We start from the raw sequence: 23,031 nt of genomic DNA, 5'->3' as shown, positions 1-23,031 counted from the left end.
CGCGGCTTTCCGCCCGCTCCGCTCAGGGGCGCGAATCCGGCAGGCCGCCGGCCGTGTAGTCATTGTCACCACACGGCGCTATCAAACGCGTGGAATCACCATGAATGACGCAACCGACACCTTCAACCGTCTCCGCCGCCGTCTTCACGGCATCGCTTACCGCATGCTGGGCTCTTCGGCCGAAGCCGAGGAAGTTGTCCAGGATGCCTGGATCCGCTGGCACGAAACCGGGCAGGACCGCGTGGACAACGCCGAGGCCTGGCTCGTCTCCGTGACGACGCGGCTTGCAATCGACCGGCTGCGTACGGCGAAGGTTCAGCGCGAACACTATGTCGGCACGTGGCTGCCCGAGCCGCTTCTCGAAGAATCGCCCGGCTCGCCAGAAGAGATACTTGAGCATGCCGACAATGTTTCGGTGGCCTTCCTCACGTTGCTGGAGCGCCTCGCTCCGGAGGCGCGCGCGGCCTACCTGCTGCGCGAAGTGTTCGATGCGGGATACGACGAAGTCGCCGAAGTGCTGGGCAAGTCCGAAGCCGCGTGCCGGCAGATTGTGCATCGCGCGAAGGCGCAGGTGCGCGACGAGCGGCCGCGTCACACCGTTACGCGCGAAACACAGTTGCGGCTGCTGCGCGGATTTGCCGATGCGGCGGTACGTGGCGAATTCGCCGCACTCAAGGCGATGCTCGCCGACGATGCGCAACTGGTCGGCGACGGCGGCGGCAAGGTGCCGAGTTTCGGCGTGCCGATGGTCGGCGGGCAGCGTATCGCGCAACTGTATTTCGCGACACGCCTTCGCTACCCCAACGCAGTGCGATATGAAGTGGCCATGCTCAACGGTCAATGGGGGCTGCTGCGGTTTATCGATGGCACCCTCGAGTCGGCTCAGACACTCGAAACCGACGGCGAGCGCATTGTGCAGATTCACGCCCAGCGCAATCCCGACAAGCTCGCCCGGATTGCCGCGGCGCTGGGCTACGATCTCAAGGCCGCGCAGGCCGCAAACGCGCCCCCGGTCGCCGATATCAAGGGCGTTCGTCCGCGAACGCCTTGAGACGTGCAGATCGACACGGCCATCGTGCGCGTCCTCGGCGTCTGCAGCGCATTCGCTCAGGCGTTTGCCATGGCGCGTGCCGGAAACGGATTGCGCCAGGCGTCGAGCGTACCGAGTTGATCGTGCCAGCGCTGGACCTGCGGAAACTCTTCGAGTGGTATGGCCGCTGCCTTCGCATACGGCAGTGAGACCGCGACCGAAAAATCAGCGATCGTGAGATCGTCGCCCACGAGCCACTGCCGCCCCTCCAGATGCCGGTCGAGCACGCCCGCAAAACGGCGAAACGCGTCCTGCTCCTGCGCGACCGTGGCCGGATCCGGCTCGCCCATGCCGAAGTTCGGCTTGATGAGAAACTCAAAATAGAGCGTGCCGGCGTGGCGGTAGAGATGATGGCTGTTCCAGCTTAGCCAGCGCAAGACCTCGGTTTGCCGGGTGTCACCTGGCCACAGGCTCGAGCCCGCGCGCTGCGCGAGATGGCACATGATGGCGTCCGCCTCCCAGATGGTCCTGTCACCGTCGACAAGACACGGCACCTTGCAGTTCGGATTGATCGCGCGATAGTCGGGCGTGGTGTGCTCGCCTTTCTTCAGGTCGAGGTGGACGTAGTCCATCGGCAGGTCCAGATATCTGGCAACTGCACATGCCTTGCGCGGCGTCAGCGTTTCAGCGTAGTAGAGCTTCATTGGCGACCTCAGCATTGATTGCATCTGTCTTGAAGATCACAACGTGCATGGCGGCAACGCCGCATGCACAGCCTTGATGTACCGGTGAGCGTGAGAGCCCGGCGCGCCCTCGTCAGTCGTCCGGGTTCTCGACGAAACCGGCGAGCCGGTCGAGACTCGCCGACCAGAACCGCTCGTAACGCCTGAGCCAGGCCATCGCCTCTTCCATTGGCGCCGCGACCAGTTCCACCGAGACGGTTCTGCCCCGCTTGGTGCGTGCCACCAGACCCGCGTCACTCAGCACGTCGAGATGCTTCATCACAGCCGGCAGCTTGAGCGGTAGCGGACGGGCAATCTCCGAAATCGACAACCCGGGTTCCAGCTCGAGGCGTGCCAGTATGGCCCGCCGTGTGGGGTCCACGAGGGCTGCAAAAGTACGATCGAGCTGACTGACTGGACACTTCACCATATGGAAAACTATAGACGTCTGAGTTCGTCTGTCAAGGCGTTCGTGAATTCCGCCTTCCGCCGGTTCATGGTGATGTTTGCCGTACCTCCGCCCCGCACGCCTCTGCTCCGGTTCATCTCTGGCGAAAATCGCGTTTAACAGCCCATAGACTGTAAAGTATTTTTACAGCTCACAGACTGTATAAAACGATTACAGCCTGTAGCTTGTTTATTGTTTTTACAGCCTGCATACTGTACGAATACCGTGGAGGTTCGTATGGACTATCCCATCAAGACACTCACCCAGCTTCGCCCCATTCTTCGGGGTTTTCGCAAGGCTGCCGGCCTCACGCAGGCGGCAATGGCCGGCCGCCTGGGCATCACCCAGCAAAGCTATGCACAGCTGGAAGCGAATCCGGCCCTCGCCAGCGTCGAAAGGCTTTTTAAGGTCATGCGCATGCTCGATGTCGAAATGTGCCTGATCCAGACAGCGGCGCCGCGTCCGTCACGGGCATCGTCACGTGCGCAGACTGACAGCGCCGACAGTGGACGCCTGACGCCCACTGCCATCCAGAAGGCGGGGCGTAAAACCGTCGCGCGCAAAACCTCCGCGCAAACCGCGAAGGTTCAGCGCGCCAGGGCTCCCCTGCCCGCGATCACTGCAGCCAGGAAAAAGGAGAACTGGTAGCCATGGGCCGCCGCTCGCACACGCAGAGGCTCAACATCTGGATGAACGGCATTCCCGCGGGCTACTGGGAAAGAGCCGGCGGACAGGAGCGTCTCGCCTATTTCGACGAATGGATTGCCCACGAACAGGGCCGTCCGCTTTCGCTGTCATTGCCGTTTACGCCGGGCAACCAGCCCTGGCGCGGCGAGGTGGTCAGCGCGTACTTCGACAACCTGCTGCCGGACAGTGACGCCATCCGGCGGCGCCTCGCGCAACGCCATCGAACGGGCAGCACCGGCGCGTTCGACCTGCTGGCCGCGCTGGGTCGGGACTGCGTGGGCGCCATCCAGTTGCTCGCGCCCGATGAAGCCCCCGCCGACCTCTACGACATCGCGGGCGAGCCGCTCGCCGCGTCGGACATCGCCCGGTTGCTGCGCAACGCCACCGCTGCGGCGCCGCTCGGCCAGTTCGATCACGGCGGCGATCTGCGCCTTTCGATCGCGGGTGCGCAGGAGAAAACCGCGCTGCTGCGGCACGCCGGGCAATGGCTGCTGCCGGCCGGCAGTACGCCCACCACGCACATATTCAAGCTGGCGCTCGGGCGGGTCGGCAATATGCAGGCCGACATGCGGACGTCCATCGAAAACGAATGGCTCTGCTCGAAAATCGTGGCGGCGTACGGGTTACCGGTCGCCGCCTGCGAGATCGCCCGTTTTGACGATCAGAAAGCGCTCGTCGTGGAACGCTTCGACCGGCGGCTTGCCGGCGACGCATCCTGGATCGTCCGTCTCCCCCAGGAGGACATGTGCCAGGCCACGGGCACGCCGTCCATTCTCAAGTATCAGGCGGACGGCGGCCCGGGCATTCCCGCGATCATGGAAACGCTCCTCGGCTCGCAGGAAGCCGCGCGCGATCGCCGGAATTTCTTCAAGGCGCAACTGGTTTTCTGGCTGCTCGCCGCGACCGACGGCCACGCGAAGAATTTCAGCATCTTCCATTTGCCGGGCGGACACTACCGCGCGACGCCGCTCTACGACGTGCTTTCCGCGCATCCCATCGTGGGGCGCAGGAAGAACCAGATCGCGCCGCAACGCGCGAAGCTCGCGATGGCGGTTCGCGGCAACGGCAACCACTATCTGGTGGACAGGATCCAGCGTCGTCACTGGATCGCACAGGCGCGACAGGTCGATCTGGGCGAAGACATCGCACAAGACGTCGTTGCTGAATTGATCGCACTGACACCAGACGTCATCCACGCGGTCGCCGACGTGTTGCCGGCGGACTTTCCGTCCGGTCTCGCGGATTCGATCCTGAACGGCATCGAGAAACAGAAGGCGCGGCTGGCGGCAAGCTGAACTCGCCCTCTCGCGGCGCAAGACAATCCGGCGCGAGACACATCGACCGCGCCGCCAGCGCCGGCCGCTATCGGAAACGGTCCAGTTAATAGCGGGCGAGCCTGAAGCGCACCGAAAGCATATAAGTCTGAATGTCATGCAGAAAGTAAAGCCGGGCATGGGTCAGCACAATGCGCCCGATTATTTCAATTATTGTTTCTAATCCCGCTGGCTTTTTTAATGAAAGCCGGCTTTACACAACCTCGATGCTTCATAAAATCAGGAGGTTAATTGCGCCCCGAATCAAGGCGGACGAAATTTTTACCGCCTCCGTCGAATCGGTAAATTCTGACGATGAAACGCTCAGTCATGCGAATCGCGTGAAAACAGTTAACAAATATGCACGTCAAGGCTCGTAAAGTCGTGATTCTCGCCGCTATACTCCGATTTAACTGATGTTCTGGCAGCAAATTGAAAGAGACGCCGGCCGCGCAATCATGTCGTTTAATTGATATGAAGTAATTGCGGAAATCATGCGTGAGAGACTGGCGAAACGAATGGGTCTTTTATCGGGTCTGGAATTTCCCAGGGTTGGTAGAAAATGTCCAAAATGCCTGCGTCACCGGATTTTTTTGCATGCTTTCGGCCGCGAAGCCACGCGCTTGCCCTCGAACCCCGCATTCTCTTCGATGGGGCGGCGGCCGCAGCGGCCGACCAGCAACATCACAGCGATCCAGCCCACGCGGTCAGCACGGCCGATCATCCAACCAACGACGCGCGCACGACCACGGCCACTCCCGTGCCTGTCATCGAGGCAAAGTCGGCGGCGCCTGCGTCGGCGGCGCGGCCTGCAGCCTCGTCTCCCGCCGATACACCTCCGCCAGCAGCTACCACGGCCCCAGCCGGTCACGCGCCGGCCGGCCAGAATCTCGTTGTGCTGGACAGCCGTATCGACAACGGCAGCGAACTGCTGACGCAATTACCCTCGAATACGCGCGTGCTGGTGATCGATCCGGGCCAGGACGCGGTCTCCGCGATCAGCGCTGCGCTCGCCTCGATGGGCAAGGTCGATTCGATCCAGATCTTTTCGCACGGTGCGTCCGGCCAGTTCACGCTCGGTAACCAGACCTTCACCCAGACGAGTCTCGCGCAGATGGCCGACGCGCTCGGCGCCTGGCGCAGCGGCCTGAACGCGGGCGCCGACATCGAACTATATGGATGCGACGTCGGCGCCGGCGATGCGGGCAAGGCGCTCGTGCAGGAACTGGCCACGCTGACAGGCGCGACCGTCGGCGCATCGAGCAACGCGACGGGGAGCGCCGCCGCAGGCGGCGACTGGACGCTCGAAGTCACGAGTGGCGCGCTCGACAAGCCGATCGCCCTGAGCGAAGCCGCGCTCACCCACTACGACCGGCTGCTCGCCGACGCGAGCCCGACCACCACGATCTCGGCGACGGGCGACAACGTACTGCTCGGCGATCAGGTCACGTTTGACGTGTCGTTCTCGAATACGTCGAGCCAGGTGGGCTACGGGCCGTACATCGACCTCCTGATGCCCGCTACCGGCAAGGACGGCAACGACGGCGTGTCGTTTGTCTCCGCCAGCTATCTCGGGCACGCCGTCACGTCGTTCGTCGTGACGTTCGATGCAAACGGCAATGCGGTCCATCCGCTCGCGAAGGACGCGAACGGCAATCCGCTCGTCATCAACGCCGCGACCTACGGGCTGCGTCCCGGCGATCAGCTGGTGGTGCTGGAGTTGCCGTTTGGCAGCGTCACGCAGAACCAGCCCGCGATCACAGTACAGGTCACCGCCACGCTCAGCGATCTGGCCGACACGGCGTTTTCCAACGGCAGCCCGGATCTCACGATCCAGGCACGCGGCGGCTTCCAGTTCGGCAACGACGGTTTAGACAACCCGACGACCGACCCGGTGCTGATCGAGGCGTCGCTGCACGATTTCGTCGTGCATCCGACGGTCCTCACGCTCGACCAGTCGGTCAACATGACAGAAGGCGAAACGGTCAGCGGCCCGAACTATGTTCATACGGAGACCGTGACCGCCTCGCCGGCGCCGGGACAGACGCTGACGAATGTCGTCATCACCCAGGCCATCCCGGAGAACGTTCAGGTCACAGCGATCACGCCGGGCGCCGGCGGCACGATCACGTCGCTGACATTGCAGGACGGCAGCGTCATCACCGCACCGGCCCTGATCGCCGGGGCCATCGCGAGCGACACGATATTCATCCGCTCGTATACCGTCGAATTCGCCACGCTCAGCGCACCGGAAACCACTGTGGTCAGCTTCTATGTGCCGGAAGTCGACGCAGAGGGCCAGCCCGTGCTCGATCCGGTGTCCGGCGCGCCCGTCACGATTACCTTCGGCACCGCTGGCGGGAGTGGCGAATGGGTGCCGCTCGATCCGCGCGATCTCACGCCGCCGCAAACCACGATCGAGTTTTCCGGCACGGGCGACGGAACCGGTACGACCTTCGTCGCGAAATCGGTCACGCTGCAAAAGCAGGTTTCGGACGTCAACGACACCGGCACAGCGGGTGTCACGCCGGGCGACACGCTGGGCTACACGCTGAACATCGCGATCTCCGATTACTTCGCCATGGGCCAGACGGCGCTGGGTGCGGGCCAGCTCGTCGTCACCGACCAGCTGGGCGATGGCCAGACCCTGACCGGCACACCGACCTTCACGTACACCGAAGCGGGCGTCACGCACACCATCGCGCTCATCAGCACGGCCACGGTCAATGCGGACGGCACCACGACGCTCACGTTCGACATCGGCGCATCGATCCGGGCGGCCGCGCTGAAGAATACGGGCGGGCTCAACGGCGACCTTTCGGTCGACACCGTGCTGCAGGGCGCCACCACCGCGAGCATCCAGTACAGCGCACTCGTCGACCAGAGCTACGCGACGTCTTACACGCAGAGCGAAATCAACGAGGGCGACTCGTTCGGCAACAATGCGACGATTACGGGCACGCTGCTGGTCGACGCGTTCAACCTGACAGGCGATTCAGTCACCGACCAGTCGTCGACAACGAGCACTGTGCCAACCAGTAACGTCGACATCGAAATCGTCTCCGTCAACGGCGCTGCGCCGCCTGCAAGTGGCGAGCTGAATCCGGGCGACGTGGTCACGTTCAGCCTGACCTACAACCTCGTCACCGGCGACTACGAGCAGCTCGCGCTGTCGGCGTATCTGCCGTTGCCGCTCCTGAACGTTTCCGGCGTCACGTGGACGCAGGGGACGGGCGTCGACCAGTGGGCGCTCGGCCCGGGCAATACGAACGCGGGCCAGGTCGTCAGCGTCACGGACGGCACGGGCAATTCGCTCATTTTCAACTTCGGCAGTTTCGCGACCAGTGCGACGAGCGGCAGCACGATCCAGGTGACGTTCACACTGCGTGTGGGCGACCAGCCCTATGCCGACCAGCGCTCGCTCGACGTGCTCGCGCAGTCGAGCCAGGTCACGACGATTGCCCATACCCCGCTCGTCTCGTCGGACGTCGCGGTGATCGTCTCCGTCGCCGAGCCGACGCTGGCGATCAAACAGGGCGTGGTATCCGCGAGCGAGGGCACGATTACCGGCACCACAGGCACATGGAGCGCGCCGGGTAGCGCGGGTGCGCCGTTCACGGGCAGCGTGACCGACCTCAATTCGGTCAATGGCGACATCACAGGCGTCGACGCAGGCGACACGCTGCGGCTTGCCACCGCGATCGAAAACACCGGGGGCGGCGGCGCATTCGACGTATCGACCAGTGTCACGTTGCCGGCCGGCCTGCAGTTCGTCGGCGGCAGTCTCGATGCGGCCAACCTGAAGATCTATCGCGGCGACGGCACGCAACTCGTGGAAGGCGTCGATTACAGCGTGAGCGGCAGCACGGTCACGTTCCTCGACGCAGGCAACGTCGCGAGCCTGCTGCCGGGCCGCAGCGGAACGACGGCCGATACGAATGGCTCGAACATTGTCGTGATCACGTATGACGTGACCGTCAATGCGGGCATCTCCGCTGCCAGCACGCTGCAGGCCACCGCTACGCTCAGCAACTATGCGAGCGTCGACAACGGCACCGATTTCACTCCGACCGACCTGACCGACACCGCAGACGAACAGGTTTCCTCGCCATCGATCGCCGTCGATTACGCGGGCGGCACGCTCGATAACGGCGACTCCAGCGCGAGCCATACGACAGGCAGCGATCTGGTGATCGGCGAAAGCATGCAGTACGACATCGTCGTCACACTGCCGGAAGGCAGCACGCAGAACCTGCGCATCGACGACCTGATTCCGCCCGGGATGCGTCTGGACACGAGCTTCAACGGCGGCCTTGGCTATCAGGTCATCACGACGGCGGCCGGCAGCGCCGCGCTCGGCGCGGATTTCAACGGCACGGTGACGGTCGGCAGCCTGAGCGCACTCTCCGGCACGCTGGGCACCGACGGCGCCGGCGCACGCTGGACCTTCACGGTCGCAAACGTCACGGCGGACAACATTACCGGCAACAACACCTTCGTGATCCGCGTGCAACTGGTGGCGGACAACGTCGCCAGCAATCAGGCGGGCGTGACGCTGTCGAACCCCGGGCAGCTCGTATTCAGCGATCCGGACGGCGATACGCCGAACGGCACGACCGCCGTCGACCGGACCGTCGCGGAAGGCAATTCCGCGCCGACTGTCGTGATCCGCGAACCCACGCTGACGGTCACCCAGACCACCGCGGCCGACCCCGGCATCGGCGTCGATGAAGGCGATACGGTCGAATACGACATCACGATCAGCAATGGCAACGCGGCCACCGATTTCAATGCATTCGACATCAGTTTTCTCGATTCGCTGCCGGCGGAACTCAGCAACCTGACGCTTCTCGGCGTGACCTATCAGGGGGGCGCCACCAACAACGGCGGCGTGGACTTCGAACTGGTGAACGGTCAGCTGCGAACGGCGTCGGGGGCGAACATCGACATCGCCAAAGGCGGCAGCATTACCTTGCGCGTGTCGGGCGTCGTGCTCGCGCAGGCGGCGAGCGAGCAGTCGTTCGACAACACGGCAAGCGTCCAGTGGACGAGCCTGAATGGCACGACAGGCGGCACGGCCGACCCGGCGGGCGAGCGGACCGGCGTGGATGGCGCGCTCAACAGCGGCGTGCTCAACGATTACGAGACCAGCTCGACGCTGACGGTGCCGACCGGGCAGGAACTCGGGATCTCGCGCGTGGGTGGCCTGCCGGAAACGGCTGCGCCGTCGCCGACGAATGCGACCGATGAGGGCGTCGCCGTCGGCGAAGTGGTCCGTTATCGTGTCGTCGCGCGCCTGATTGAAGGCACGACCGCCGACTACACGGTGCAGGTCACGCTGCAGAACGGGCTCGACTTCACCAACGACGGAACCACCCGCATCGTCTTCGTTTCAAACGGCGGCATCACGACGGATATCACCAACCTCATTCTTGGCGGCACACTCAACGTAACGGGCAATCAGGACAGCCCGCAGGCGCAGTTCATCACGCCGGACCTCTCCGGCGCCGCACCGACAGGTGTCCTCAATCCGGCGGATATCACGGTGACGACCGATGCGAATGGCAACGAGGTCATCACGTTCCACTTCGGAAACATCGTCAACCCGGACAACGATCCAGATCTCGAAGGCGTCTCGATCGAGTTCAACGCGCGCGTGCTCAACACGGCGTCGAATGTCGCCGGCGCAGCGCCCAGCGCGATGGCCGCCGACTTTTCAGGCACCACACAGCTTGCCACGTCAACGACGATCCACGAGGACGTGCTCGAGCCCTCCATCACCGGCATGGTGAAACAGGTCTACAACTTCAATCCGACCAGTGCAACCGCGGGCCTCGGCACGGCCGACGTCGATATCAGCTTTGTGCAGAGCGGCGGATCCGCCGCCTACGATGTGTCGCTGACGGACAGCTTCCCGACTGCGTCGAACTACACCTTCGATCACCTCGTGCTGAACGGCACCTCCTATACGAGCGCGCAGCTTGCCGGCATCGGCGTCACGCTCGACATGACGAACGGCCTGCATCTGACGTTCGCGCAGCTCAATCCGAACGACCAGGTCTCCGTCTTCTATTCCGCCGAGGCGCCCAACCAGACGGCGATCGCCGCCACCGCCGCGACCGTGACGTGGACGAGCCTGCCCGACAGCTTCACGACGTGGGGCGGATCAAGCGTCGGCACGCCCGGCTCGACCGACGGCGAGCGCACGGGCAGCGGCGTCGGCCCGAACACCTATGTGCGGCAGGCGGCTGCGGGTCTCGGCGTAATCAGCGGCACGCTCTGGGACGACACCGATTCCGCGACAGGCTCCACGACGCCCGATGGCCCGGGGCTCGCGGGCCAGACCGTCACGCTGGCGTGGGCCGGCCTCGACGGCAACCTCGGCACGACGGCTGACAACGTGGTCTACACCACGACGACCGACGCGAACGGTCAATATCACTTTGGCGTGCTGCCGGTCGGCATCTACCAGATCCAGACGCCCACCGGCACGATCAGCTATCCGCAGCCGGTCGGCACGCTCGCGGTGCGTATCGATACCGACGCAGCGACGCCACTGGGCACGATCGACCTCACGCTCGCGGACGGCGGCACGGCCAACGCCGATGCCGGCTATGTCCAGCAGAACGATCCGCCGGCGAACCAGTTGCCGGCCACGCCGCCCTCGGGCGATGAAGATACGACGTTCAGCCTTGCCGGCATCACCGTCAGCGACCCCGACGCCGGCACCCGCGATCTTCAGGTCACGCTTGCCGTAGGTCACGGCACGCTGTCGCTCTCCAGCCTGCCGGCCGGCGTGACCGAAACCGGCGCGAACACGGCCACGCTCGTGCTGACGGGCGACATCACGCAACTGAACGCCGCACTCGCGAACCTGCAGTATCTCGGCAACGCGAACTTCAACGGCCCCGATGCGCTCACTATCAGCACGAACGACCTCGGCAATTTCGGCGATCACGACGGCGACGGCATTCCGGGCGAAGCAACCGACGCGCTTATCGCCGTCAACACGCTGGCGATCAACGTCATTCCGGTGAACGATGCGCCCGTCGCGGTGAACGACACGGCCGACGCCACTGAAGCCGGCGGCAACGCCAACAACCAGCCGGGCGTCGATCCGACCGGCAACGTGCTGAACAACGACACCGACGTCGACATCGCGACGAACGGCGATTCGCTGCGGATCGTTTCAGCGTCGAACCAGGCGGGTCAGGCGGTCGTGCTCGCGGGCCTGGGTGATTCCACGCTCGCGGGACTGTACGGCACGCTCACCATCGGCGCCGACGGCGGCTACCAGTACACGGTCGATAACAGCAACGCCGCTGTGCAGGCACTGCGCCTGAATGGCCAGACGTTGACCGAGCAGTTCACCTACGTGATTTTCGACCAGTCCAACGCGCGTTCGTCGGCCACGCTGACGGTCACGATTCACGGCGCGAACGACACACCGGTCGGCGTCGACGACACGGGCGCCGCGACGGAAGCGGGCGGCGTCCTGAACGGCACGCCTGGCAGCGATGCAATCGGCAACGTGCTGACGAACGACACCGACGTCGACAGCGTCGCGAATGGCGAAACGAAACAGGTCACCGGCATCATCAACGAAGCCGAGGCGGATGTGAACAGTCCGCTGTCGCCGGTCACCGCAGGCACGACCAGCGCTTCTGGAACAACCATCGCCGGCACGTACGGCACGCTGACGATCGGTGCGGACGGCACGTATCGTTACGTGGTCGACAACAGCAATCCGGCGGTCCAGCAACGCGTGCCTTCCGACGCCCCGCTCGTCGACACCTTCACGTATCAGGTCACCGACGCGGGCGGCCTGACGGACCTCGCACAGCTGACGATCAATATCAGCGGCGCGAACGACAACCCGGTCGCGAGCGACGATGCGGCGACCGCGACGGCGGGCGACGCAGCGCTCGGTGTGAATCCGGTGAATCCGACGGGCAACGTGATCACCACGGCGAGCCGCCCCGGCACCGTCGACCAGCCGGGCGGCAACGGCATCGACACGGATGTCGACCACACCGACCAGCCCGACACGCTCTTGAAAGTCGACGGCGTGCGCAGCGGGCTCGAGACTGCAGGAGGCGCGCTGAGCACCGTCGCCGCGGGCTCGACCTCGGCGAGCGGCACGGCGGTGACGGGGAGCTACGGCACGCTGCACATCGGCGCCGACGGCTCCTATGTCTACGATGTCGACAGCAATAACGCGGCGGTCCGCGCGCTCGCGCCCGGCGCCACTTTGACCGAAACGTTCACCTACGAGATCGTCGATACGAGCGGCCTGACCGATCAGGCGCAACTGGTCATCACAGTCGTGGGCGTGAACGATCCGCCCACGCCGCAAAACGACACCGCGCAGGCGCAGGAAGCCGGCGGCTCTGGCAATGGAACCGCTGGCGTGAACCCGACGGGCAATGTCCTCACGAACGATTCCGATCCGGACGGCGACGCGCTCACGGTCTCGGGCATCCGCACGGGCGAGACGACCGGTACGGGCACAGCCGGCTCGATGGGCCAGGCGCTCGCCGGGCTGTATGGCAGCCTGACGCTCAATGCCGACGGCACGTATTCGTACATCGTCGACAACAGCAATCCGACTGTCGAGGCGTTGCGGCTCTCCTCCGACCAGCTGGTCGAACACTTCACGTACACCGTGACGGACACGCATGGTGCAACGGCGCAGGCCGAACTGGACATCGTGATCTCCGGCCAGAACGACACGCCGGTTGCGCAGAACGACCTGGCAAATGGCATGGAAGCCGGCGGCACGGATAACGGCACGCCTGGCATCAATCCCACCGGCAACGTCCTGACCAACGATACCGACGTGGACGCTGGCGACACGAAAACCGTCGACGGCGTGCGCACCGGCGCCGAAGCGGCTGGCGGCACGCTGACGGCCGTGACCGGTGCGACGACGGTCGCGGGCATCTACGGCACGCTCACGATCAACCCCGACGGCAGTTACACCTACGTGGTCGACAACAGCCTCGCGGCAGTCCAGGCACTGATTCCGGGCCAAAGCCTCAGCGAGGCCTTCACGTATCAGATGCACGACGCAGCCGGCGCCACCGATACCGCCCAGCTGACCGTCGTCATCCAGGGCGCGTGGGATGCACCGGTCGCCCGGAACGATTTTGCGATCGCTGCGGCGAGAAACGGCAACGGCGGCCCGGCCGACGCCACAGGCAACGTACTGAACAACGATACCGATGTCGATGGCGTCGACCAGTTCACCGGAACGGGCGCGACTGTTGGCACGGTCACCGCTGGCACCTCCCTCAGCGCGATCCCGCTCGACAGTACCAGCGAACGCGATGCGCTCGTGCTGCACGGGCAATACGGCGACCTGCTGATCGGTGCGAACGGCACTTACCTGTACGTCGTCGATGCGTCGAACCCGACACTGATCGGACTGGGGCCGCTACAGTTCGTCACCGACGTCTTCACATACCGGGTCACCGACGAGGGCAACCTGTCGGCAGAAGCTACGCTGACGGTCGTCGTGCGCGGCGTGAACGACGCGCCTGTCGTCGTCGATACCACGGGCACCGCTGTCGAGGCAGGCGGCATCAATAACGGCACGCCGGGCGTCAACCCGTCCGGCAACGTGCTGACCAACGACTCGGACCCGGAAGGCGATGCGATACACGTCAGCGGAATCCGCACCGGCGACACGGCGAGCACGGGTGGCACGGCCGGTACCGTCGGCAGCGCGTTGCAAGGTGAGTACGGCACGCTCACGCTGAACGCGGACGGCACGTGGACGTATGTCGTCGACAACAGTCTTGCCGCCGTGCAGGCGCTGCGCACGAGCGGTCAGACGTTGCAGGATGTGTTCACGTACACCGTCGCTGACGACCTTAACGCATCCACACCGGCCGAACTGCGCATCACGATCGAAGGCCAGAACGACACGCCGGTCGCGAACAACGACGCGAGTGTCGCGATCGAAGCCGGCGGCGTCAACAACGCGACGCCCGGTCAGGACGCAACCGGCAACGTGCTGACCAACGACACCGACGTCGACAGCGTGGCGAATGGCGAGACCAAACAGGTGGTGGACGTAGCGAACGAGACCGGCCAGTCGGCCGCCGCAGGCAGCGACCTCGCGGGGCGTTATGGTCACCTGACGCTGAACGCAGACGGCAACTACGACTACGTCGTCGACAACACGAACGCCGCCGTGCAGGCATTGCGCACCAGCGGCGAAACGTTGACCGAGGTGTTCACGTACCGCATCCGCGATACGGCAGGCGCCGAGGCGCAGGCCACGCTGACGGTGACGATCCATGGCACGAACGATGCCCCCGTCGCGACCGACGACAGCAACGTCGCAAGCGACCAGGTTCCCACGCCGCAGGCCAGCGGCAACGTACTGAAGAACGACAGCGACGTGGACGCCAACGATCATCTGACCGTGACTGGCGTGCGCACCGGCGACGAAGCCGGCACCGGTACGGCGGGCACGCCCGGTCACGCGCTGGCAGGCCGCTACGGCACGCTCACCCTGAACGCCGACGGCACGTACACGTACGCGATCGACCTCAGCAATCCCGAGGTGCTCGCGGCCGCGGGCCTCGGCCAGGTGCTGAAGGATCCGTTCACATACACGATCAGCGACCTCGCCGGCGCCACCGATCAGGCGGAACTCCTGATCAGCCTCGACATCTCGACGCCCTACATTCCGCCGACCGGCATCGGCCCGAACTACGGCTTCGGACTGCCGTTGTCCGTGCCGCCAGAGCCACCCTCGACGCTCAGACCGGTCACCTACGTTACGGAGGAAGTCGAGGGCGATGCCATCCGGCAGCAGGTCGCGCTTCGCGAAGCCGATGGCAGCGAGATCGACTGGCCGCTCGAGCGGCTCGCGATCGAGCGGTACGTCGGCCGCGGCCTCGGCCTCGTGCCCGGCCAGTTCATTGGACAGGCCGTGCGCCAGAGCCAGCAGCAAAGCGCGTTCGACCAGGCGTGGATCTTCGGACGCCAGGGCCGGGTCGATCTGAGCGCGGACGGGCTGCTCTCCGATCCGTCCGTGTTCGCCCCGCTGCCGGAAAACCTGACGGGCGGATTGCGGCCGCTCGTCGAGAAGCCAGCCGCCCCGATATCGCAAAGTTTCGGCAACCAGTTACGTGAGGCCGCACAGAAGCTACCACCAGCACGCCAGAAATCAGAAGCTTCCGTCGAACGCTAGTTTTCGGACGAGGACAGGTTATGCAAAAAGACCAGGCGCGGGTCCTGAATACAACAATCGCCTGCACGATGTTGATGTTGACGGGCTGTGCTTCGCTTCAGCCCCAGCCGGCCACCAAAGAGGAAGTTCGCCAGCGGGTCGTCAACGATCAGGGCGCCATGTACAGCGACCAGGAACCGGTAACCGGGCCGATTACCTTTTATGAAGCCGCGGCACGCGCGCTGAAGTACAACCTCGACTACCGGTTGAAGCTGATGGAGAGCGCGCTCGCCGCCAATCTGCGCGACGTGTCGACCAATGACCTGCTGCCGCAGCTCGTTGCGTCGGCGGGCTATTCCGATCGCAGCAACGATTCGGGCGGCACGTCGGTCGGCATCGAAGACCGTCAGGTCAGCTTGCGTCCGTCGACCTCCGAGCAGCGCTATCACGAAGTGGCGGCGCTCAACATGAGCTGGAACCTGCTCGACTTTGGCGTCGCGTACTACCGCACGCAGCAGAAAGCCGACCAGATCCTGATGGCCGAAGAACGCCGTCGCAAGGTCGCGCAGAACGTCCTGCAGGACGTGCGCAATTCCTACTGGCGCGCGCTCGCCGCGCAGCGGCTCAAACCGGAGGTCGACCAGCTGCTCTCGCGCACGTGGATCGCGTTGCGCGCCGCGCAGGCAGCGGAAAACCGCGGCCTGCTGCCCAAACAGGAAATCCTCGCTTACCAGCGCGCCCTGCTCGATGCGATCTCGCTTCTGACGATCCGGCGGCAGGACCTCGAATTCGCCCAGGCCGAGTTGTCCGCGCTGATGTCGCTGCCCCCCGGCACGCCGCTCGTGCTCGCGGACACCGAGCAGGGCGCCCTGCCGAAAGTCGTGACGCCCGAGCCGCAACTCGAACAGCTGGCGTTGGAGCACCGGCCTGAAATCATGGAAGAGTGGTATCGCAAGCGCGTCAACCTGAACGACATCAAGATCGCGAAAATGCAACTGTGGCCGAACATCGGCATCGACCTGAACACGAACTACGATTCGAACGACTTTCTGTACAACAACATGTGGTCGGCCGTTGGCGTGCGCGTGTCGATGAACCTGTTCAGGCTGCTGCAGCTGCCGTCCCTGAACGCGCAGCAGGATTCGCAGACGAAAACCGACGACCTGCGCCGCCTGGCGCTTTCGATGGCGATCCTGACGCAGGTCCGCGTGGGTTCGCTGCGTTACCAGCTCGCACTTCAGGAAGTCGATTTCGCCGACGAAAGCCTGCGCGTGGACCGCAACCTGCTCGACTACGCGAACGCCGCGCACACCACGAACTTCGGCTCCGAGCTGGAAGTGATCCGTGCGGAGGGGCGTTACCTGCTCTCGCGCTACGAGCGCGAAGCCGCGTACTCCGACGCGCAGGCCGCATGGGGGCGACTCTATAACTCGATCGGCTTCGATGTGATGCCGGAAGCCATCGCGAAAGACGACGTCAAGACGCTCGCGCAGGAAATCGAGAAGACCGTGACGAGGCAGCAGCAACTGGAACCGGATACGAGCCCCCCGCCAATGCCCGATACGACGGAGCCCGTCGGTCAGCAGGCGCCCGCCCAGACCGGTCAATCCGCGCAATCCGCGCAATCCGCTCAACCGGCACCTGCCGCGCCTGCCGCTACCGGAGGTGGCAATGCGCCCGTCGTGCAATAAGTCTGTCCATCTATTGCTGGCGGCCGCATTGATGACTTCTGCCGTCGCTGGTCACGCCGCAAAGCCAGCCGCCACGGGCGACGCGTTCGACGACCCCAACGCAATCCGCGTGCTGCTTGCGCCCAACCTCGAAACCACGCTGTCGAGCCAGATGAACGGCACCATCACCGATCTGCGCGCGACGCTCGGCAAGCAGGTCGCGAAAAATGCAGTACTCGCGCAAATGAACTGTGCAGAAGTGCAGGCGCGCGCCAACGTCGCGCGCGCGGAACTGAACATGGCGAAGCAGAACCTGACGGCCAAGCAGAGCCTGCGCGACCTGAAGGCGGCGGGCGACATCGAAGTCGCGCTTTCGGCGACCGAGGTCGACAAGGCCCAGGGCGCCCTTGCGCTCGCCAACGCGCAGCTTGGCTACTGCCGCGTGATCGCGCCATTCAGCGGCCGTATCGCCAAGGTCTACGTCAAACCGTATCAGACGCTCAGCGCAGGCACGCCGATGGTGGATCTCGTCGGCGATGGCGCGCTGAAAGTCAGGCTCAACGTGCCCTCGGCGCTGCTGGTCAAGCTCAAACAGGGTGCGCGTCTCGACATCACGATTCACGAAACGGGAAAAACCTATCCTGCCCATGTCAGTGCGGTGAACGCGCGCGTGGACGCCGTCGCGCAGACCGTCGAACTGGAAGCGGAGCTCGATGGCGAACATCCCGAACTGGTTGCTGGCATGAGTGGGGTCGCGCGTTTTCCGGCGGCTCAATGAACGAATCCCTTCCTCATCCGCAGTTACTGCTGTATCTGGATGCGCTGCGCGATCGCGCGCTCGCGGCCGATTCGGTAAACGCGCTCGCGTTCACGATGGCCAATGACCTTCACTCGATGCTGAATTTCCGGCAGGCGCTTGTGTTCGCGGAACACGGCAAACGCCTTGAACTGCTCACCGTCTCGGGTCTCGCCAAACCCACCGAAGATTCGCCGTATCTCGTGTGGTTGCAGCGTGCGAGCCGCTGGACCGCGTCGCAGATCACCGGTGTCGAGCCGCAATGGCTCGCGCGCGATGCCGTCGAGCCACCGCCGGATATCGCCGACGGATGGAGCGAATGGTGGCCGGCGGGCGTGTGGTGCGTGCCCGTTCACGATCCCGGCGGCAAGCGGCTCGGCATCCTGCTGGTCCTGCTCGACGAGCGGCCGGCAGAAGCCATTGCGCCCACCTTGCGTGGCGTCGTGCAGACGTGGGGCTACTGCTGGGGCGCGCTCCTGCGCCGACGCCACCCGTTGCGCTGGAAGCCGGGCCGCCGGCAGACAGTGGGTGCGCTCGCCGCCGCAGTGTTGCTTCTGCTCGTGCCCGTGCGCCAGACGGTGCTCGCGCCGGCCGAAATCGTATCGAGCGACGCCCGCATCATCAGCTCGCCCATCGACGGCGTGATCGACACCATCGCGGTGCGCCCGAACCAGCCCGTCAGCGAAGGCACGCTGCTTTTCACACTGAACGAGACGTCCCTGAAAAGCCGCGTCGAAGTGCTGAGCAAGCAGGTCGCAGTCGCGGACGCGGAACTGATGGCGGCCAGCCAGCGCGCCTTCGACAACCCGCAGAGCAAAAACGAGCTTGCGGTGCTGGGCAGCGTGGCCGAACAGCGGCGGGCGGAACTTGCGGCTGTCACCGCACAGTTGAAGCGCACCCAGGTGTTCGCGCCCGAAGCGGGCGTCGCCGTATTTAGCGACCCGAACGACTGGATCGGCAAGCCCGTTGTAACGGGCGAACGGATCCTGCAACTCGCCGACCCGGCGAAGCCGGCGATGCTGATCCAGCTCGCCGTAGCCGATGCGATCGCGCTCGAGCCCGGCGCCGAGGTGACGCTGTATCTGACGGCCTATCCGCTGGCGCCGCTCCACGGCCGCATTCTCGAAACCAGCTACCAGGCGAAAGCGAGCGAGGACGGCATCGTCGCGTACCGCCTGCTGGCGAGCATCGACGGCGCGCACGACCAGGCGCGACTCGGTCTGCACGGTACCGCGAAGCTGTATGGCAAGCAGGTAAGCCTCGCCTACTACCTCCTGCGCCGCCCGGTTGCGACCGTCAGGGCATGGACGGGGCTGTGATGACACTCGACCCCGACCTGCCCTCGCCTGCGCTGCGCGAGGATCTGCGCCTCGGCGAATCGGCCAGCGGCAAGGACGGCGAGCCTTCATGGATGATTCAGGACACGGTGATCAACCGCTTCTATCGCATCGGATGGCTCGAGTTCGAATGCCTGATCCGCTGGGACAAATCGCCCGCGCAGATTTGCCAGGAGATCACGGAACAGACCGCGTTGCGTCCCGATATCAGCCAGGTTCTGGACCTCCGGCGCTTCCTGGAACGGCATGACCTGCTCAAGCCCACGCCCGAATCGCTTGCCCGCCTGCAGCAGCGCGATCGCAGCGACGGCTGGCTGACGTGGCGCTGGTGGCTGCATCACTACCTGTTCTTTCGCATTCCGTTGCTGCGTCCGCAGCGGTTTCTCACGCGTCTCACCCGGCGGCTGAAATGGCTGTTCACGCCGGCGACACCCATCGTCGTCGTGCTGTTGAGCGTGCTGGGCATCGTGCTCGTGTTGCAGCAATGGGATACGTTTTCGTCGGCGGTCGTGGAATCGTTTTCGACCGAAGGCCTGATCAGTTTCGCCATTGCGCTTGTCGTCGCCAAGACACTGCACGAACTCGCGCATGCGCTCGTCGCCACGCGGCTCGGCCTGCGCGTCGCGCATATGGGCATCGCGTTTGTCGTGCTGTGGCCCATGCTCTACACCGATACCGGCGAAAGCTGGAAATTGCGCAGTTCGCGTCAGCGCCTCGCCATCGCTTCGGCCGGCATTCTTTGCGAACTGTCGCTCGCCGGCCTCGCGACGCTGGGATGGTCGCTCGCCGATCCTGGCGCGTTGCGCAATGCGCTGCTCTATCTCGCGACGACCAGCTGGGTGCTGTCGCTCGGGCTGAATGCGAGCCCGTTCATGCGTTTCGATGGCTATTTCATCCTGTCGGATCTGCTCGATTTCCCGAACCTGCATCAGCGCGCTTCCGCCCTCGCGCGCGTTGGCATCCGCCGCACGCTGCTCGGTTTCGACGAACCGTGGCCGGAACCCTTTCGCGCGTCGCACCGGCGCATGCTCATCGCGTTCGAATTCGTGACGTGGCTCTACCGGCTCGTGCTGTTCCTCGGCATCGCCGTCACGGTGTATCTCTTCTTCTTCAAGCTGCTCGGCGCGTTCCTCTTCGTCGTCGAGGTCACCTGGTTCATCCTGATGCCCGTCACGCGCGAGCTGAACTACTGGTGGACAAACCGTCACCGCATCCGGCCGAACCGGAGGCTGATGCTGATGGCGTTCGCGGCCGCGTTTCTGCTGCTCGTGGCGATACCGTGGCGCACCCAGATTCACGCCGAAGGCGTCGCGCGTACCGAGCGTCAGTTGCGCGTGTTCGTGCCGTTTCCCGCGCGCATCCAGAACATTCACCCAGTCGGTCAGGTGCAGGCCGACGACACGCTGATGGTCATGGAAGAGCCGGACATCACCTCGCACATGCAGGGCAGCGAGGCCGGCATCCGCGGTTACGAGGCAAGACTGGCGGGTCTGATTGCGGATGCCGGCGGCCTCGAACAGCAGGCGGCGACGCGGGAGCGCCTGCGCGTGCAGTACGAGGAAGCCGCCGCGGCACGCTCGGAAATCGCCCGCCTGATCCTGCATGCCCCGTTTGCCGGCAGGTGGATGGACGTCAATCCGGAATGGCGCGCCGGCCAGTGGATCAGTCCGAAGGAGCCGGTTGGCGTGCTGGTCGACCCCAGCCGCTGGCAGGTGGACGCCTACGTCCGGCAGGACGACGTGCCGCGCCTTGCCGCCGGCGACGAGGCCCATTTCTATCCCGCCGGACAGGCCGCGCCGATCACGGGTCACGTCGTCGCAATCGATACGACGCGCGCGCGGCAGCTCACCCATCCGATGCTCGCCTCGCGCTACAAGGGCCCCGTGACCGTCGCCGCCGATCGCGATACGCTCACGCCGAATCCACCTGTGTTTCATGTACTCGTGCAGCTCGACGCCGCACCGCCGAACCTGTGGGAAACCCGCGGCCAGTTGCAGATCGACGGCAACCGGCGCAGTCTTCTCGTCGAAGGCGGCACGCACCTGGTCGCAGCCCTCGTCCGGGAAAGCGGGTTTTGAGCATTCGCTGTCACCACGGATTGTCTCTTGCCCCGGCACGCTGTAAAACACTGGTAAATACAACGATGCCCGAACGCTGCCGGCCCGAGTGAGGATGCAACGATGACGACGTTTCGCGCCACTCTCGTGGTTTTGCTTGTCGCGCTGCTTACGGCCTGTGCGGGCTTGCCGCCGCAGTCGAGCCGCATCGAGACGCACGCGCTGGAGGACACGAACACCACGCGTCTCGGCAGCGTGCTGGTGCCGCAGGCGCAGGCGCATCCGGACGAAAGCGCGTTTCACCTGCTGTCGACCGGCGTCGATGCGCTGCTTGCCCGCGTCGTGCTCACCGAAAAGGCCGATCGCACGCTCGACCTGCAGTACTACATCTGGCACAACGACCAGACGGGCGAGGCACTCGCCGACGCCGTCCTCAAGGCGGCCGACCGTGGCGTGCGGGTACGCGTGCTGCTGGACGACCTCGGCACCGGCGCGGACGACGAAGTCCTCCTCGCCATCGCCTCGCACCCGAACGTGCAGGTCAGGCTCTTCAATCCCGTCGCCAGCCGAACGTTCAAGAAAATCGGCTCGCTGCTTGAGTTCAGCCGCATAAACCGGCGCATGCACAACAAGTCGATCATCGCGGACAACCAGGCGGCGATTCTTGGCGGACGCAATATCGGCGACGAATACTTCGGCGCATCGAACGACGTGTCGTTTGGCGACCTCGATGTACTGACGTTCGGCCCGCTCGTCCACAAGGTTTCCACGGCGTTCGACCAGTTCTGGAATTCAGAAGCGGCCTATCCAATCGAATCGCTGACGGGCCATCCCGCTGCGCCTGACGCGCTCGCGAATTTCCGGGCGAAACTGGCCGCCTCCGTCGCCGCACGGGAAGATTCGCCGTACGCGATCCGGGCGAGGCAGCGTCTGGCCGATCTCGCCGCGGCAAACGGCGTGACGTATTCATGGGGCAAGGCGACGCTGCTCTACGACGACCCCGCCAAGATCAGCCACTCGCCAGACGATGCCGAAGGCCATCTGCTGACGCAGTTCCACGCCCTCAGCATCACGCCGGACAAGGAGATGCTGATCGTCTCGCCGTACTTCGTGCCCGGCAAGAAAGGCGTCCAGTACGTTCGATCGCTGACCTCGCGCGGCGTGCGCGTGACGATCCTGACCAACTCGCTCGCGGCCACCGACGTGGCCGCCGTCCACGCCGGATACCAGCGCTACCGCAAGGAACTGCTGGACGTGGGCGCGCACCTGTACGAGCTGAAACCCGTCGCCAGCGAGGATCCGAAAGAAAAAGAGAAAAAGAAACTGATCATGGGATCGTCGAAGGCGTCGCTGCACGCCAAGACCTACGTATTCGACAGGAAGAGCCTCTTCATCGGCTCGATGAATCTCGATCCGCGGTCGATCACGCTCAACACGGAAATCGGTGTCTACTGCGAGTGCGACGCGATCGCCGCCGAAGTGGTGGACGGACTCGAACCCAAACTCAACGAAATCGCGTGGCGGCTCGAAGAGCGCGACGACGCGAACGGCAAGAAGCGGATCGTATGGATCGATACGGCGGCCGACGGCACGGTGAAGGAACTCGATGAACCCGACGTCTCCGCGATGAAGCGCGTCGGCATCTGGTTCCTCGGGCTATTGCCGATCGAATCGCAGCTGTAGGCCGCACCCCGGGTCACCCGCATCGCCGTCAATCCAGGGGGCGATCCACGTTTCCGGCGGAACAGGCCTCCGGTACACTGCGCAGGCGCGGTTGCCGTGCAGT

Annotated in this window: 11 protein-coding genes; 9 read left to right on the top strand and 2 right to left on the bottom strand. The window is 64.6% G+C overall.

Annotated features, from left to right (window positions below):
- Positions 1 to 100: 100 nt before the first annotated feature.
- Positions 101 to 1,051: an RNA polymerase sigma-70 factor gene (locus LPA36_RS23135; protein WP_228882015.1), complete on the top strand. Its 951-nt coding sequence runs from the start codon at positions 101 to 103 to the stop codon at positions 1,049 to 1,051.
- A gap of 56 nt (positions 1,052 to 1,107) precedes the next feature.
- Here the strand turns inward: LPA36_RS23135 and LPA36_RS23130 are convergent, their stop codons facing one another.
- Together LPA36_RS23130 and LPA36_RS23125 are read right to left on the bottom strand one after the other, a co-directional pair.
- Positions 1,108 to 1,734 (bottom strand): glutathione S-transferase family protein, encoded by a 627-nt coding sequence (locus tag LPA36_RS23130; protein WP_228882014.1) that lies wholly within the window; start codon positions 1,732 to 1,734, stop codon positions 1,108 to 1,110.
- A gap of 112 nt (positions 1,735 to 1,846) precedes the next feature.
- Positions 1,847 to 2,182, bottom strand: a complete 336-nt coding sequence (locus LPA36_RS23125) for an ArsR/SmtB family transcription factor (protein ID WP_228882012.1) — start codon at positions 2,180 to 2,182, stop codon at positions 1,847 to 1,849.
- Positions 2,183 to 2,437: 255 nt separating this feature from the next.
- On the opposite strand from LPA36_RS23125, the gene LPA36_RS23120 reads away from it, so the two are divergent.
- The 8 genes from LPA36_RS23120 (at position 2,438) to LPA36_RS23085 (ending at position 22,928) form a co-directional block, all read left to right on the top strand.
- On the top strand, positions 2,438 to 2,848 hold the full coding sequence (locus tag LPA36_RS23120) for a helix-turn-helix transcriptional regulator (RefSeq protein ID WP_228882011.1): 411 nt from the start codon (positions 2,438 to 2,440) through the stop codon (positions 2,846 to 2,848).
- Positions 2,849 to 2,850: 2 nt separating this feature from the next.
- Positions 2,851 to 4,182, top strand: a complete 1,332-nt coding sequence (locus LPA36_RS23115) for a type II toxin-antitoxin system HipA family toxin (RefSeq protein WP_228882008.1) — start codon at positions 2,851 to 2,853, stop codon at positions 4,180 to 4,182.
- A 580-nt stretch (positions 4,183 to 4,762) separates the two neighbouring features.
- Entirely contained in the window at positions 4,763 to 15,406 is a 10,644-nt protein-coding gene (locus tag LPA36_RS23110) for a VCBS domain-containing protein (RefSeq protein ID WP_228882005.1), read from the top strand.
- A gap of 20 nt (positions 15,407 to 15,426) precedes the next feature.
- A complete protein-coding gene (locus LPA36_RS23105) occupies positions 15,427 to 17,076 on the top strand; it encodes a TolC family protein (RefSeq protein WP_228882004.1) in 1,650 nt (549 codons plus the stop codon).
- Between the two features lie 31 nt (positions 17,077 to 17,107).
- A complete protein-coding gene (locus LPA36_RS23100; RefSeq protein ID WP_228882002.1) occupies positions 17,108 to 17,833 on the top strand; it encodes an efflux RND transporter periplasmic adaptor subunit in 726 nt (241 codons plus the stop codon).
- Positions 17,830 to 19,170 (top strand): efflux RND transporter periplasmic adaptor subunit, encoded by a 1,341-nt coding sequence (locus tag LPA36_RS23095; RefSeq protein ID WP_228882000.1) that lies wholly within the window; start codon positions 17,830 to 17,832, stop codon positions 19,168 to 19,170. The genes LPA36_RS23100 and LPA36_RS23095 overlap by 4 nt, the downstream gene beginning before the upstream one ends.
- Positions 19,170 to 21,266, top strand: coding sequence for an HlyD family efflux transporter periplasmic adaptor subunit (locus LPA36_RS23090; protein ID WP_228881997.1), 2,097 nt, complete (start codon positions 19,170 to 19,172; stop codon positions 21,264 to 21,266). Before LPA36_RS23095 ends, LPA36_RS23090 begins: the two co-directional genes overlap by 1 nt.
- A 102-nt stretch (positions 21,267 to 21,368) precedes the next feature.
- A complete protein-coding gene (locus LPA36_RS23085) occupies positions 21,369 to 22,928 on the top strand; it encodes a phospholipase D family protein (protein WP_228881995.1) in 1,560 nt (519 codons plus the stop codon).
- Positions 22,929 to 23,031 lie beyond the last annotated feature (103 nt).

It is taken from the genome of Paraburkholderia saeva (assembly GCF_907164555.1).
GTDB classification, from domain to species: domain Bacteria; phylum Pseudomonadota; class Gammaproteobacteria; order Burkholderiales; family Burkholderiaceae; genus Paraburkholderia; species Paraburkholderia saeva.
The sequence above is the reverse complement of the archived record's forward strand: the minus strand, read 5'-3'. Positions and strand labels throughout refer to the sequence as shown.

Coding starts and splice junctions, on each gene's coding strand:
- LPA36_RS23100 (WP_228882002.1), top strand. CDS start 17,108: ATGACTTCTGCCGTCGCTGGTCACGCCGCAAAGCCAGCCGCCACGGGC.
- LPA36_RS23125 (WP_228882012.1), bottom strand. CDS start 2,182: ATGGTGAAGTGTCCAGTCAGTCAGCTCGATCGTACTTTTGCAGCCCTC.
- LPA36_RS23095 (WP_228882000.1), top strand. CDS start 17,830: ATGAACGAATCCCTTCCTCATCCGCAGTTACTGCTGTATCTGGATGCG.
- LPA36_RS23135 (WP_228882015.1), top strand. CDS start 101: ATGAATGACGCAACCGACACCTTCAACCGTCTCCGCCGCCGTCTTCAC.
- LPA36_RS23105 (WP_228882004.1), top strand. CDS start 15,427: ATGCAAAAAGACCAGGCGCGGGTCCTGAATACAACAATCGCCTGCACG.
- LPA36_RS23115 (WP_228882008.1), top strand. CDS start 2,851: ATGGGCCGCCGCTCGCACACGCAGAGGCTCAACATCTGGATGAACGGC.
- LPA36_RS23130 (WP_228882014.1), bottom strand. CDS start 1,734: ATGAAGCTCTACTACGCTGAAACGCTGACGCCGCGCAAGGCATGTGCA.
- LPA36_RS23090 (WP_228881997.1), top strand. CDS start 19,170: ATGACACTCGACCCCGACCTGCCCTCGCCTGCGCTGCGCGAGGATCTG.
- LPA36_RS23110 (WP_228882005.1), top strand. CDS start 4,763: ATGTCCAAAATGCCTGCGTCACCGGATTTTTTTGCATGCTTTCGGCCG.
- LPA36_RS23085 (WP_228881995.1), top strand. CDS start 21,369: ATGACGACGTTTCGCGCCACTCTCGTGGTTTTGCTTGTCGCGCTGCTT.
- LPA36_RS23120 (WP_228882011.1), top strand. CDS start 2,438: ATGGACTATCCCATCAAGACACTCACCCAGCTTCGCCCCATTCTTCGG.